This window comes from Bacteroidia bacterium (genome assembly GCA_019695265.1).
Taxonomy (GTDB): domain Bacteria; phylum Bacteroidota; class Bacteroidia; order JAIBAJ01; family JAIBAJ01; genus JAIBAJ01.
Genome location: JAIBAJ010000096.1, coordinates 1 through 14,324 on the forward strand (window position 1 = coordinate 1; position 14,324 = coordinate 14,324).

10 protein-coding genes are annotated in these 14,324 nt (G+C 42.4%); 4 read left to right on the top strand and 6 right to left on the bottom strand.

What is annotated here, in order from left to right; translation table 11 throughout:
* Positions 1 to 423: 423 nt before the first annotated feature.
* Both K1X82_12215 and K1X82_12220 read right to left on the bottom strand, forming a co-directional pair.
* Positions 424 to 1,287, bottom strand: coding sequence for a flavin reductase family protein (locus K1X82_12215; GenBank protein MBX7182869.1), 864 nt, complete (start codon positions 1,285 to 1,287; stop codon positions 424 to 426).
* A 59-nt stretch (positions 1,288 to 1,346) separates the two neighbouring features.
* Complete coding sequence (locus tag K1X82_12220; GenBank protein MBX7182870.1) at positions 1,347 to 2,447, bottom strand: T9SS type A sorting domain-containing protein; 1,101 nt, start codon at positions 2,445 to 2,447, stop codon at positions 1,347 to 1,349.
* A 220-nt stretch (positions 2,448 to 2,667) separates the two neighbouring features.
* On the opposite strand from K1X82_12220, the gene gcvH reads away from it, so the two are divergent.
* From gcvH to K1X82_12235, 3 genes are all read left to right on the top strand, one after another.
* Entirely contained in the window at positions 2,668 to 3,048 is a 381-nt protein-coding gene (gene gcvH / locus K1X82_12225; protein MBX7182871.1) for a glycine cleavage system protein GcvH, read from the top strand.
* Positions 3,049 to 3,187: 139 nt separating this feature from the next.
* Positions 3,188 to 3,469 carry a VanZ family protein gene (locus tag K1X82_12230; protein MBX7182872.1) on the top strand — a complete coding sequence of 94 codons (282 nt, stop codon included), beginning with the start codon at positions 3,188 to 3,190 and terminating at the stop codon, positions 3,467 to 3,469.
* A 46-nt stretch (positions 3,470 to 3,515) separates the two neighbouring features.
* The gene (locus tag K1X82_12235) at positions 3,516 to 4,040 is read left to right on the top strand and encodes a DinB family protein (protein ID MBX7182873.1); all 525 of its coding nucleotides are present in this window, start codon (positions 3,516 to 3,518) and stop codon (positions 4,038 to 4,040) included.
* Positions 4,041 to 4,687: 647 nt separating this feature from the next.
* On the opposite strand, the gene K1X82_12240 is transcribed toward K1X82_12235, so the two are convergent.
* Positions 4,688 to 7,672 carry a CocE/NonD family hydrolase gene (locus K1X82_12240; GenBank protein ID MBX7182874.1) on the bottom strand — a complete coding sequence of 995 codons (2,985 nt, stop codon included), beginning with the start codon at positions 7,670 to 7,672 and terminating at the stop codon, positions 4,688 to 4,690.
* Between the two features lie 165 nt (positions 7,673 to 7,837).
* On the opposite strand from K1X82_12240, the gene K1X82_12245 reads away from it, so the two are divergent.
* Positions 7,838 to 9,928 carry a PKD domain-containing protein gene (locus tag K1X82_12245; GenBank protein ID MBX7182875.1) on the top strand — a complete coding sequence of 697 codons (2,091 nt, stop codon included), beginning with the start codon at positions 7,838 to 7,840 and terminating at the stop codon, positions 9,926 to 9,928.
* Between the two features lie 129 nt (positions 9,929 to 10,057).
* Here the strand turns inward: K1X82_12245 and K1X82_12250 are convergent, their stop codons facing one another.
* From K1X82_12250 to K1X82_12260, 3 genes are all read right to left on the bottom strand, one after another.
* The gene (locus K1X82_12250) at positions 10,058 to 10,825 is read right to left on the bottom strand and encodes a hypothetical protein (protein MBX7182876.1); all 768 of its coding nucleotides are present in this window, start codon (positions 10,823 to 10,825) and stop codon (positions 10,058 to 10,060) included.
* Positions 10,826 to 10,962: 137 nt separating this feature from the next.
* Complete coding sequence (locus tag K1X82_12255; GenBank protein MBX7182877.1) at positions 10,963 to 11,571, bottom strand: NifU family protein; 609 nt, start codon at positions 11,569 to 11,571, stop codon at positions 10,963 to 10,965.
* Positions 11,572 to 11,586: 15 nt separating this feature from the next.
* Positions 11,587 to 14,324: T9SS type A sorting domain-containing protein (locus K1X82_12260; GenBank protein ID MBX7182878.1), on the bottom strand; the 2,738-nt coding region annotated here is incomplete at its 5' end.

Sequence of the window (14,324 nt, forward strand, 5' to 3'; positions counted from 1 at the left end):
AATTTTATACTTAAATTTTCTTGAAAAAATCGGACTAACATTTTGTATCCTCGGTACTTACCAATTTTGAAAATGCCGAGGATAAAAATAAATGATTCCAGGAGGCCTAAGCGAACTGGAATCATATTATTTTTCCTCTCGGTATAAATTTATAAAAGCCTTCGGACTATTTATAAATTAAAATTGGTATAATGCAGAATTTGGGTTAATTTTTAGTGGGTTTCCTTTGGTCTATCTTTTTACTGCTTGCCCAACGGATAAATGACGGGGGTCCCATCGGGCAACGATAGAGGCAAGTAACCCACAGGCCTACGCGGCGCTAGCCAAGTGGGCCGAGGATTACAGCCGATAGCGTGACCTGAAGCCCATGCAGGAAAGCGGGAGTTTCTTTTCTTTGGGAGGGCGAAAGGGGCCCGCCAAATCTTAACTCAACCAATCATTCCCTTGCAAACATTTCCAGGCTTGATCGATATTGCCTTGGCTTAAATGCTGTGCGACTTGGGAATGAATAGCATCTAACTCCTCATTCGGTGTAGATTCATGGCTATTAATCCCTGCAGGCAATTCACTAATATTGGCCAACTGAGCAAGCTGATTGCCGGTTAAAATTCTACTTTCACGAAGCGTTTTTGGTAACATATCCATGCCTATTCCTAGCTTAGTATTGGGTTTTTCTACTTCGAAAAGGGCATTCCCGGAGGCTCTAACATACCAATCTGAGCCAAGCCTTCCAACTAAATCGATTTTATGCTGATCTATTTTCCCCTCTGAATTTAACACACGGCTAGCCACATGAATTTTAACAACTTCGCATACTATCAGATTGCCTGCACCACCTTCTGTACCGGTATAGATAATATCCTTCACCTTACATTCCAATTGCACCGGACTTTCTTTCACCCTGAATGGACGAATGTTTTCGGAAGGAATTGGGGTAAAACCTGCCTTAATAAACTCATTTACACCTTTGGGATATTCACAACTGCTTAACGAGGTTTGATGAACCATGGCATAATCAACAACATTAATTACCACCTCGGGCACTTCCAGCACATTTTCCAGACTATGCTTGATGCTATTATCACGAACCCGACGGGCCGGTGAAAAAATGGCAATAGGTGGGTTGGAACCGAAAACATTAAAGAAGCTGAAAGGACTTAAATTAGGGTTTCCATCCCGGTCGATGGTACTGGCAAAAGCAATGGGACGAGGAGCAACAGAGGCTAATAAATAAGCATGTAATGCGGCAGTAGGAACTGACCCTACTTCAATAGTTTTAAATTCCATGGCAATAAAAAAGCCCACAAAGCTAAGGCTCTGTGGGCTTTAATTGGAAGAAGAATCGATTATTTTACGATGCTCATTTTTTTAACCATTACATGGCCATCAGCACGTAGCATGTAAAGGTAGTTTCCTGAAACTAGGTTAGAAACATTCAATTCGAAGTTGTGAGAACCTGCAGCAAGGTTTTCCATAGCTTGAGTTGAAAGTGTTTTTCCGCTCATATCCATTACGGTTAAGCTAACGTTTTTGGCAGCATTTTGAAGTTCGATGCTGATAGTAGCTTTGTCAACAGCAGGGTTAGGGTAAGTTTGAGTCATTCTCAAACCATCCAAGAAACCTGGTTTTGCAATGGCTGTTGGAGCGTCAGAAACGATTGGGAAAAGAGCAAGGTCTTTTTCAGTGTAAGATTGGAAGATAGCACCACCATAAACCCAAGCGGTAAGAAGTGGGTTGCCACCTACCAAACCTTGTTGGATTTTGATAAGGTTGTTACCTAAACCGTTTGAAGTTTGATCGGCTGGGAAAGCGATAGAATCACCGTTGGTAGCGAAAGTTTGGAAATCAGCAACGATAGCGAAATCGTTTTCTACATAAGGATCCGTATCGAAACTTACGATTTGTGGGATAGTGGTATCAATTTCAAGGTAAGGGATATCTACACTGCCAAGCAAGGTATTTGGACCTGTAGTATCAGCTGCTGTAGAAGAAGAAGAGTAAAGAGCTTTGTTATCAGCAAGACTATAGGCACTAATTACCAATTTAGAAGTGGAAGTAGCACCGTTAGCTGAATATTTAAAAGGAACAATCATCATTACACCATTGATATAGTATGGTGCATTGAATGCAGGGTAAATGCGACAAACACCCACGTTATCCTGGTAAAAATTTTGTCCTTGTACAACACCTTCAGTGTGGGAAGAACCAAAAACATATCCGCCTCCGATTACGCCGTTCAAGCCAACTTCATTGGCATTAAAAGCATCTACAAAATCAGACAAACCTAAAGTATCTTCACCAGAAGCGATGGATTTAGGTTGACCAATAATAGGATTGCTTAGGTAAGTAGTATTACCCATGTTGTTCATCAAGGGTTTAACGCCATCTTGAGCAAAGGTGGAACCACCGGCTACTAAGGCTAAAACCAAAGTGTAAATTTTTTTCATTTAGTTAGGATTGTTGAGTTAATTAAGGGCAAATGTATTGGAATCAATTATAATCTCCAATTTTTTATATCGTTAAGGCAAAAAAAAGACATAAAAAAGTATTGGATTGGGAGAAAAAATGGGGGGGAGCTTGTTATTTTAGGTATTATCATGAATTTTCATCAAAAATAAACATCCGAAATCCCAATATTTTATAGGTTTGCACCCAAATAATTATCAAATGAATTTCCCGGAAGAATTAAAGTATACCAAAGACCATGAATGGGTGCGTTTGGAAGGTGATTTTGCTTATGTTGGAATTACCGACTTCGCACAAAGTGAATTGGGCGACATTGTTTACGTTGATATTAATACCGTAGGCGACCAGGTTGAGGCCGGTGCTGTGTTTGGAACCGTAGAAGCAGTAAAAACTGTTTCTGATTTATTTATGCCTGTTTCAGCTCAAGTTTTGGAAGTTAATCCTTTGTTGGATGCCAAACCTGAATTGGTTAATTCAGATCCTTACGGAGATGGATGGATGATTCGTATTGATGTGAAAGGTGGAATCAACGGAAACGATTTACTTTCTGCCGGTGAATACAAAGCCTTAATTGGACACTAATTCTTCTAAACCAACTTCATCCAAAAAGTCCTTCTGGTTCCACAGCAAATGGGGAATCGGATGGACTTTTTTTGTTTTAGTACTTTGCAGCTTCCCCGGAAAGGCTTTACCTTCGAGTCATTGGTTTGACCTGATAAGTTTGGACAAACTAATACATGCAAGCATTTTTTGGATATTAGCAGTCCTTTGGATAAATGCCTTAAAAAACCAAACCAATATTAGGCTAAGTTCAATTCAAGTTCTGGCATTTTCTGTTTTGTTTTCCATACTTTACGGGGGATTAATGGAGATTATGCAGGCCACTGTTTTTTCTGATCGTAGTTGCGAATGGAATGATTTCATTGCGAACAGTATTGGGGCCTTGTTCGCCGGTTATTACCACCAACCTAAAATTGGATATCGTCTGGGTATTTTGAAATAATTTTCAAGTTGGATTGTATAGCATAAAATTTCTTTAATTTGGTTTCATGAAACAGCAGGAACTCCTTAAACAATTATCAGAAAAACACTTGGACTTTCATAGTTTAGTCTCCAATTTAAAACAACAGGAGTTTGAGTTTCAGGTTGGTGAAAAATGGTCTGCAGCCCAACAGTTCGATCACATCATTAAGTCAGTCGATGCCTTGTTGTTGGTCTTCAAACTACCTCGGTTTGTTCCTAAATTATTGTTTGGGAAGGCGAATCGACCATCCAGAACCTATGAACAGGTAGTGGAGAAATACCACAAAGCCTTGGAATCGGGAGGAAAAGCCGGGAAAGCCTTTACTCCGCCAGTTATCCCTTTTTCGCGTCAGTCAGAGTTGCTTTCGAAATACAAAAAAGTAGTTGATTCCCTTTGCTCCGGAGTTTCAAAAATGAACGAAACCGAATTGGATAACCTCGTTATTCCTCATCCTTTGCTAGGTAAAATGACCATGCGTGAAATGTTGTATTTTACCCTGTACCATGTTCAGCACCATCACCAGGGTGTGGCAAATCAATTGCAGAAGTAATTTTCTTTACAAATCGGTTTTCACAACGCTTACTTGGTTTAATTAAGTTCTGCCTGAAAACTAAATCCTTTCGAACCGATTAAATTTTTTAATATTTAGTATGCGGGCCCCCTCCGCCTAACAACTCTTTTGCTAAACCTAATGTAAACTGCATGGGCGTTCGGGTCACGCTATCGGCTGTAGTCCTCGTCCCCCTAGGCTAAAGCCGTAGGGGTCCTGTGGGCTACTTGCCTCTATCGTTGCCCGAGCTGCAACCTCAACCTTTAATCGCTATCCCAACCTGGCTTGGTATCTATAAGGCAACTGCAAGAGGTCACCTTCCCAAACCTCTGCTTAAACCAAAAGTCTTCAGTAAAATTCAATTACGGCTTCCAACTACTTCAAATTCAAGTATTTCAGAACAATCTTTGACTTCAAAGCAGATCACTATTTCTTCACCCAAAAACTAACCTTGAACCACTTTCTTTATTCTATTTGAAAGCCTCATCACTATTTCTAGTGCAGAATGTGGATTAAATCACGGTAATTTCCAACATAGTCCTAAAACTAGAATGGAAATTACAGCGATAAATGCCGAATTCCTACTACCACTTTGCTTGGTATTTTCTTCCGGCTAAACTCGTACTTGCCTTGATGAGTGGTAAGGTTTAGTTTTTGATTTCCATTTTTTCTACCCATTTCTCACCTGTTTTGGAGTCCTGAATAGAAATAAAGTACAAACCTGAACCTGCATTGGCTAAACTAAGATCCAGCTTTTCACCTTCCATTTTGTTCTCAAATATCAATTTACCCATGATATCGAAAATAGAGATTGAATAAGAGGAGCGATGGTTCATAAAAATGGAGAAGTCGCCGCTTGTCGGATTGGGGTAAACCAAGGCATTTAATTCTGTTTGATGGTTGGTATAGCTTTCTTCCATTCCCACATACTGCTGATTATAAACCGGTAAAGAGATATGAGTTGGATGTTCAGAAGAGAATGCCAGGCGTTGAACAGCAACCCTTGGGGCATACTCTACTCCATTGAACGTATAGGTTTGACCATCGCCAGGTTTGCGGCGGAAAAACTCACCGGCTTGAATTGGAATATTGGGGTTTACCTGAAAGCGATCAAAGTTAGAACTACTAATTAACACTTTCATCCGGTGACCTTTACCCCAGGTGTAGGCAATAGGAAACATTTTGAAGCGGTACTCATAGATTTTACCGGTTTCGATATTGGTAAAAGGAGTTTTATCGTTCGGATAAGGAAATTCCAAATCCATTTCAGGATGATCCAATAGGTTTCTGGCATAATCCCTTGCACGGGCGTTAACAGCACCTTCTACCACAAACAATTCCCTTCCATCGGGGTAAACATCTAAAATTCGAACAAAGAAATCAGTGTCAGTAGAATCGCCTTCAGCGGCACCTCCCGGATTAGACTTGGCGTAAATAGTGGCATTAGGAAAGCCAATTACACAAAGAGAATCTTGAATTGGAGCAGAGGTATAACCGATAATTCCGGGGCGACTTAGGCAGGCTGCCCTGTTCTCGTCCGAATTAAAATCCATTTGCCCTTGACTATCGCGGTTTCCATCCGGCGTGCGTTCAATCATATTTCCGCCACCACAAGTTCTCAATGGATCGTCCGGGTCATGAACATAGATATTGTACTCATCCTCTATGTTGGTTGGAGTTTGAGGAGCCGACGGTAGGTCAAGTTCACCATTTGGATGCATAAAAACATCTTTGAATTCAACATAAGGCTCTTGTAAAGGGAAGGTATCGGAGGCAAACCAGTAATTTCCAACATGGGCATTTTCAGCCACTCCGTCTCCATTTGGTCCGGGCACATAAAAACGCACATTGGGCACATCGTAATCGTTGGAAAAATTTCGGTAAGGGATAGACACAATACTATCTGTTCCCAAAGCAGGAACCAGTGGTGTTCCGCTTGGTGTATAGTCGTAATAAATTACTGAATCATTAATATTCAGAATAGGAGCATTGACAATGATTTTAACGCTATCAATTCCCTGACTTCCATTTAACACCCCAAGTAATTCATTAAAAGTTAATTTAATATCTTCGGCAGGAACAGTAATAGTACCTAGAGGAAGTCCACCCACTACTACCGGTTGCGGAGTAAGATTTTTGGGGATAACACAAGTGGGCTCTCCCAGGTAGGCGCCATCCTGGTAATTCAGGTTGTATCGGAACCAGGCAATAATTTCAGATCGCAAAGCTTTACCCAAAGGGATATTATCCAGGTTAAACTCATCGAAATTGATACCAATCAGGTCGATGATATTTTCGGGGTAAGTCATGTCTCCTGTGGTACGTTGTCCAATGGTTTGGTGTGCCCAAGGTCCAATAACCAGCTTTTGCAATTTGTAATTTTGTTTCGATTTATCCAGGTTTTTACGCATAAAAGCCCAGGTTTCAATTTGCCCATCAATGAAAATATCCCACCAACCGGTGAGGTGGTATGCCGGCACTTCCATATTGGAATAGCGAGACTTGGTGCCATTTAAAGCACCTTCGCCATTGTTGTCAACCATGGCCCGACTAATATCCATATCGGAGCGACCAATGGAACTTGGGTAATATCCGGCATAGCTTTTATGTCCGGCTGCATCTTCGTATTGAATTTCAACAAAATGGTCAATGGCTTTATTGGCTGCTACAAATTTGTTAGGCAGATTGTAATCGAAAGAGGAATGAATATTGTTTTGCACAGCATGGAAATAACCATTGGTTGAGGCATCTGCCTCATCTTCCGGAATTCGGTCATCATCTGTACCTGTAAAGATTTGACCTTTGAGCCAACCAGTAACCAGACGGTCGCGAAAAACACCGTTATGGTATCCGGTTGATTTATAGAATTCACCTGGTGCAACAATTGGAGTTAGACATTTCAATCCGGGGCGAGTATCATCAATAGGATGTGCTGCTGCAGCCTGGTATTGATTATAACCCAAGGCCGATGCGCCAAACATACCTATACGTCCATTCACCAAAAAATCATTAAAGTCGGGAACCCCATCGTAATTTAAATCAAAATCCCAACGGAGTGAATCAGTTATGTATTTAATGGAGTTGTATCCGTCTTCATGTTTATTTCCATTGCTTGGGCTGCTGGGGGGCATTACATCCAAATTGTGTTGGAAGGTATGGTAAGGGTTTTTGTTCCAACTGTCGCTCATCAAAGGCAGGTATACCCCTTCACTGGTATAGCGACCTCTCATATCCTGAACAGCATAGGCGTAACCTAACAATGCCACAAGTGAGCCTTCTGCATTTCTACCATCGCCTTTGTTATATGGTGTTCTGGAAAAAACCATCGGCAATTGAAATGGATTGGGGTTGGGTTGGTGGTTAACAGAATCGTACCGAATAAGCTGGGTTCCCCGTTTAATCAACATCACATCAAATGACATCCCGTTGAAATCGACCGGAACAGTTAAGCAATCCCTGGTCACCGGCAAGTAAATGTCGGTCATTAGTTTAACCCCATCCGGCATGGAAAACGGAACAGTATAGGAGGTAGATAGTTCACTAAAGTCGTCTATTTTCCCATTTAGACTGGTTTGGGCAACGACAATAGAGAAAAATCCCAAGAAAATACTTGATAGTAGAATTTTTTTCATGGATGGGGATTCAGGTTATGAAAGGCAATGATAAGAAACTATTGAAATAAAACAAGCTATTCTTTTGATCTGGCAGAAAATACAAAGAAATTGTTTCAATTTTTGACTTCACCTTCCTATACAGAATAAAAAATAGTACAATTGTATCCTGTTATCTTATCTACCATGCTATTAAATCGTATACTACCCCTTGTTCTGCTTTTTATTCTGCAACTTGGATTTGCCCAAGGGCAGAATTTCCCTGTCGGGCATCGCACTATAACATATAACGACCCTTCCCGAACCGGGGGCACAGGAAGTGGTGGTGGCCCGGGCCGACAAATTCAAACCGAGTTGTATTATCCGGGTGCAAGTGCCGGAAACAATGTTGCCGTTGCTTTTGGCTCCTTTCCGGTGGTTGTATTTGGGCATGGATTTCAAATGAGTTACGATGTTTATTCACCCATTTATGACAGTTTGGCTGCCAGGGGTTATATTGTTTGCATGGCCACAACAGAGGGCGGTTTACTTCCAACTCATACCGAATTTGCAAAAGATTTAGCAATAATCCTGGATAAAACACTTGCTTTTAATACGGATGTAAATTCACCATTCTACGGTCGGGTTAATGGGAAAGGTGCCATTGGCGGACATAGCATGGGAGGCGGTTGTAGCTTTTTGAGTGCACAATATACCAACAATGAAACGGCCATTTTTAATTTTGCTGCAGCCGAAACTAACCCTTCTGCCATCGCTCAGTGTTCAACTACTGTTAGTGCTCCTTTACTGGTTATTGCCGGAAGTTACGATGTGGTGGCACCTCCTGCCGACAACCAGGATCCTATGTATGCAGCCGCCCTTTCGGCATGCAAAACCTATTTCAACATTACCGGAGGTTACCATTGCCAGTTTTCCAACATTTCAACCCAGTGTCAGTTTGGTGAAGGAACTCTTTTTCCTCCATCCGGAGGACCATCACGCAATACTCAATTGCAATTAACACGTGCGGTTTTAATACCCTTTCTAGATTTTTGGCTGAAAGGGGTTTGTGCCCAATGGACTAACTTAATGACCATTTACAATAGCTCTTCTGCATACACTGTTCAACAAACCTGCAATGTTGATTTTCCTTCTACCGCCACCATTACCCCATCCGGACCTTTAGTGCTATGTCCGGGAAATTCAGCCAACTTATCGGTGAATGCAGGCAATTACCAAGCTGCCTGGAGCAACGGTCAAACCAACTCTACCATTTCAGTAAATTCGGCCGGCAATTATTCGGTTACGCTTACCGGCAGCAACAATTGTTCTGCTACATCAGCACCTGTTTCAGTAAGTATTAGCCAACCCAATGCCACCATTACTCCTTCCGGGCCAACCACCTTTTGTGAAGGAGATTCCATTATTTTATCCGCTCCGGCTAATGCCTCCTATGCCTGGAACAATGGCAGCACCACACAGGCAATTACCGTAGCACAAAGTGGTAACTACTCGGTTCTGGTAACAAATGCCAATAATTGTCAGGCTAATTCCCAAAACATTAGTGTAACAGTTTTAGATAGCTTAAGTCCAAGTATCTCCAATCCGGAAAACTTTACCATTTGTGGAAGTTCCCCTATTCGTTTATTTCTTCCTGATTCGTCTACTTATTCTTCAATAGCATGGTCAACCATTCAAACAGGTGGATCCATTTCTGTAAGTAATCCCGGAACTTACTGCGCCCAAGTAAATAACAACCAAGGTTGCGGGGGTAGTGTTTGTGTTCAAGTAGTACAAGAAAGTTTACCAAGTTCTTCGTTCCTTGTTTCGGCAGATACTATTATTCAGGTTGGACAAACTGTAAATTTTTCAGTTGAGTTTCCGGATCCCAATACCAGCTATACCTGGGATTTTGGTGATGGAACTATAGGAATTAATAGTTTGGAACAGCACAGCTATTCGGCTGTTGGAAGTTATGTATATTGTTTAACTGCAACTTCGGCTAATGGTAATTGCAATTCTACCACTTGCGATACCCTGGCAGTGGATCAAACCATCGGAATTCCTGTTTCAGATTTGCGCTCCTTAACTTTATTTCCTAATCCTTTGGAGCAAGGGGAAGAGCTTTCTGTAAAAACCACCAGAGCAGCAGAAATGCGAATTCTGGATAGTTCAGGAAGGGAAAATTTAAGCTTTAGTTTAAATCCCGGTGAAAACAGAATTGAACTTTCTTACCTAAGTCGGGGTTTGTACCTAATATCCTTTTTGGATCAACACTATAAATTACTTATTCGATAAGGCTTCAAACCAATTCTTTTGTTGAATTCCAATTTGATTCAGTTACCTTCATTGCTTTTCCGATTTTGGGTAAAAAGAAAAAGCCCCTAACCTTGCGGTCAGAGGCCTGCATCCTTAGGTCGAAGGAAACTAGTTGAAGGTCACAGTTTTAGTATTAACGGTTTCTTTAACAAAATACACTTTACGTCCACCGAAAGTTTCGGAAGTATAGTTGTAAGCAGCAACCTGAATGATTCCACTTCCTGTACCGATGGTATTCATTTCAGCTTGAGTAAATGGAACAGACCCGGATGCGCTACCTGCAACAGTTTTTTGCAAAGTAACATTACCAGAACCGCCGGCAATAGTAAATAGTACAGAATCGGCACTGTAAATTGGAGAAACCAAGTTAAAGCTGAATGCGGAGCTGTGGCTAACAGTTGATCCACTTAAATCAATTTGTGGGCTAGCAGGCCAGTTGGTATTATCCACTTTGTTAAATGCAGTAACGTTTGCAGCACCGGTTACATCCCAGGTAACATCTGAATTGCCAAAATCAATACCGGTGATATTGGTTTGACTAATTTCATTGGTATAGGCATTGTTATCGAATTTTTTTAGAGCGGTGTTGTTGCATTTAACTGTTCCTCCATCAATGTAAGTTCCTTGTTCTTCCCAAAACCCGGCAACACCAAGTCCTAAAATAATTTCTTGCTGACCAATAATTGGAACAGTTTGATAGGTAACAGTTTTTACTGCGGCGCATACACCACCGGCATCAGATGGTTGAGGTGTTGCCGGACTATTGGCGCTGGGCAGATTAGAAGTGTTGTTATCCGTAGTCTCGTCTTTTTTGCAAGAACTTACTAAAATAGTGCCTGATAAAGCTAAATAGAAAAGAGTGTTGCTATAGTTCATGTTGAAGGTGATTTGATTATGGAGGCAAAGGAAATACGTACTAAGCCTATGACAATCCCCATAAGAGGACAATTCTTACCAAAACCTTTATAAACTATTGACTATAAACTATTTAACCCAAAAACCCTATTTAGGTTTTAACCTGCAACGGCGACCACTTCTTCCACTTGGGGTACCATGCGTTTAAGCAAGGTTTCAATTCCTGCTTTAAGCGTAATGGTTGAGGATGGGCAACCACTGCATGCGCCCTGTAAAACCACATTTACACGACCATTTTCGAAGGATTGAAATACAATATTTCCTCCATCGCCTTCTACAGCGGGTCTTACATATTCGTCAAGAATAGCCACAATTTGCTGCTCCAATTCTGTTTCCGGAATTTTTTGAGCAATTTCTTGCTGTAATGCTTGCTTTTGTTTTTGTTGTTCGGTGTAATCTATGTCTTCGTTTAGGACTTTGCCTCCGGAAGCCACATAATTTCGCAAGAAATCACGTAGTTCAAGCATTACTTCTTCCCAATCTACAAAAGCACCTTTGCTTACCGTGATATAATTGGCAGCAATAAATACACCGGTTACAAAAGGAAATTCAAATAACTGAATCGCCAATGGAGAAGCTTGAGCCTCTTTAAATGAAGTAAATTCAACAGGTCCAACGGTATTGATATACAAGTTGAACACAAATTTCATGGAATTGGGGTTAGGGGTACTTTCCGCGTACACACTAACCGGTAGTTGTTTTGACATAATGGTGCTACAAAACTACTCCTTAATTATTTTATATCGTGCTGAATTTTCACCCGAATGTAAACTTAGGTAATAAATGCCCGAACGAAGTTCCGGCAGGCTTAAACTTAAGCAGGTATTTGGTTTGGATTCAGTTCTATACACTTCTTGCCCCAAGGTGTTGGTTAATACTACTTGGACATCCTTGGCCGGGGAAGAAGAGAATTGAACAGTTAAGGAATTGGAAAATGGATTAGGGAAAATGATTACTTGGGTATCGTTCCAAAGTGGGTTTTCAACTCCCACATGGGATTGAACAACCACCAAGGTTTGATTTACAGTAGTGGAACAATTGTAATTATAAGAAGTGAGGGTAATGGTATAAGTACCAGGAGAAGCATAAGCATAGACTAAGGTGTCTTCGTAGGAGAAATTACCATCGCCCAAATTCCATTGGAATGACTCGGCATTGACACCACTTGCCATCAAAACAACGGTTCCCAGATCGGAAAGATAAACCGTATCGGTGCTTGATTCAATAGCGGCAGTTAAGCCTAAAGCGGTGCAATTCCACAGCACATTAACCACCGAAGTAGCTGTATCGCTGCAAATTCCATTACTTGAAATCAAAAAAACCGGGAACTCTCCACCTTCTGTAAAGGTATGGGGTGCGGTGGAGGTTGTTACCAAGGGAGTTCCATCGCCGAAGCTCCAGATCCAACTGGTGGCTCCGGGAACTGTGGCATCCTGGAAAGAAGCCGGCACTCCGGCAGAGATAGTTGTTGGCCCATTGATACCGGTAGTGATGCTGGGAGTTAAGGTCAAAATCATAGCATCGCTTGCTTGGCAACCATATGGGTCGGTAATAGTAACTCCGTACTGGCCTTGAGTAGTAGTAAGCAAGGTTTGTGTATTACCACCTGTTGGATTTCCATTTAACGTCCAGGCATAAGAAGAACCAATGTTTTGGGCATTTAATACAGGCATTCCTTCATTGGAACAAATGGTAACATCAAAGCCTAAATTCACTCTTGGATCGCTGATGGCAACCTGAATATTATCTGAACCCTGACAACCGGATGGAGCAGTAACCGTTACGGCATAGTTTCCCGGAATGGTAGATTGTAAGGTTTGGCTATTGGTGCCGATAGCGTTCCCATCTAAAGTCCAACTGTAACTACCGCCAAAGTAATTGGCATCTAACAAAGGAAAGGGAGCATTGAGGCAGATGGTAGTATCTTCCAATCCCAGAGGTAAGGTTGTAAACACATCAAACTGAATGGTATCGCTACCTACGCAACCATTACCATAGTCAATTGTTACGGTATATTCACCGGGCCCACCGGCTCTTACTATATTGGTATCTGCGCCAAATGCGCCACCGTTGGAGGTCCATTCATAACTTGCTCCGGCATAACCATTGGCATGAAAATAAGGCAATGGTTCGAGGTAACAGATAGCGGTATCTTTTCCCAACATTGGTTGCACGGAAGATAAAACCCGAATGGTATCTACTACTCTGGAAATTCCGCAGCAGGTAGTAATTTCGAGGGTAACCGGATAAAGTCCGGGGGTATCGTAAGTTACATCGCCCGGAGCAGCTGCGATGGAGTTGGGTAAGGAGCTTCCCGGAATGGTCCAGTTGTAGGAATCAGCAGCCGCAGCAGTACTTAAGTTGGTACTTTGCCCAACACAAATGGTTTTGCGACTAGCTTGAATAACAGGTTTGTTAAAGTTAGTTTCGAGATTAATAAAATTGGCATAGAAATAAGGAACCCCGTCAACCACCAAAGTAATATTGCGGTAACCCAAGGGATTGGTATATTCTACGGTTACGTTATTTCCATTGATAGTTTGAGGCACTGCTCCGTATCCGAATAACCAGGCAATTTGACCGCTGGCATTGGTTGTTGCAGTTACCGAAGAGTTGGTACATCCAAAATACTCCACATTTATTTGAGGGGCAAATGGATTATAGCTGTAAGGGCGCATAACCGGCATTCCACCGGGCATTTCATACAATCCTGCACTCATACCATCAGAACCTTTTCCACCTTGCCCACCTTGTCCACCTCGCCCACCTTGTCCACCTTGTCCACCTTCACCGTTATTACAACTGTGGTTAGGTCCATTGTCTCCGATTACTCCACCTAAACCGCCTTGTCCACCCTGACCGCCTTGGCCGCCGGGGCCACCGGCACCACCTTGTCCACCTTGACCCGGGTTATACACACAATCCTGAATAATGCCATTGAGGCCGTTGTTGTAAATGAAAACACAGAAAGAGGCACCGCCGCCGGTACCGCCCAATCCGCCTTCGCCACGTTGTCCGCCTTCGCCGCCGCCACCGCCACCGCCGCCGGTTCCGGAGGTAAAAAATACAGTATCGCCGGTTAGAGGATGTACTGCAGCCGGTTCACAGCCTTTTCCGCCGCCACCGCCGCCACCGCCGCCGGCACCGCCATTGCTTTGGCCGGGATTACCCACACTTCCATCACCGGGAATATAAAATCCACTCACGAAAGAAGCATTTCCTTGGGCTCCGGGGTTTCCGGGAATCCCGTCAAAACCATCTAAACCGGCCCCTCCCCTATTGCTGGAAGTTGCCATACAGTTCCCATTGACAAAAGTAGTTTGGCAAACTTTAGCACCACACTGACCTCCGCTTCCGGCTCGGCGACCGGCACCGCCTTGTCCGGGATTTCCGTCAAAGGCATAATTGGTATTTGGAATAGAATAGTAGAGGGTTTCGCCCAAAACTACCTGGGTATCAA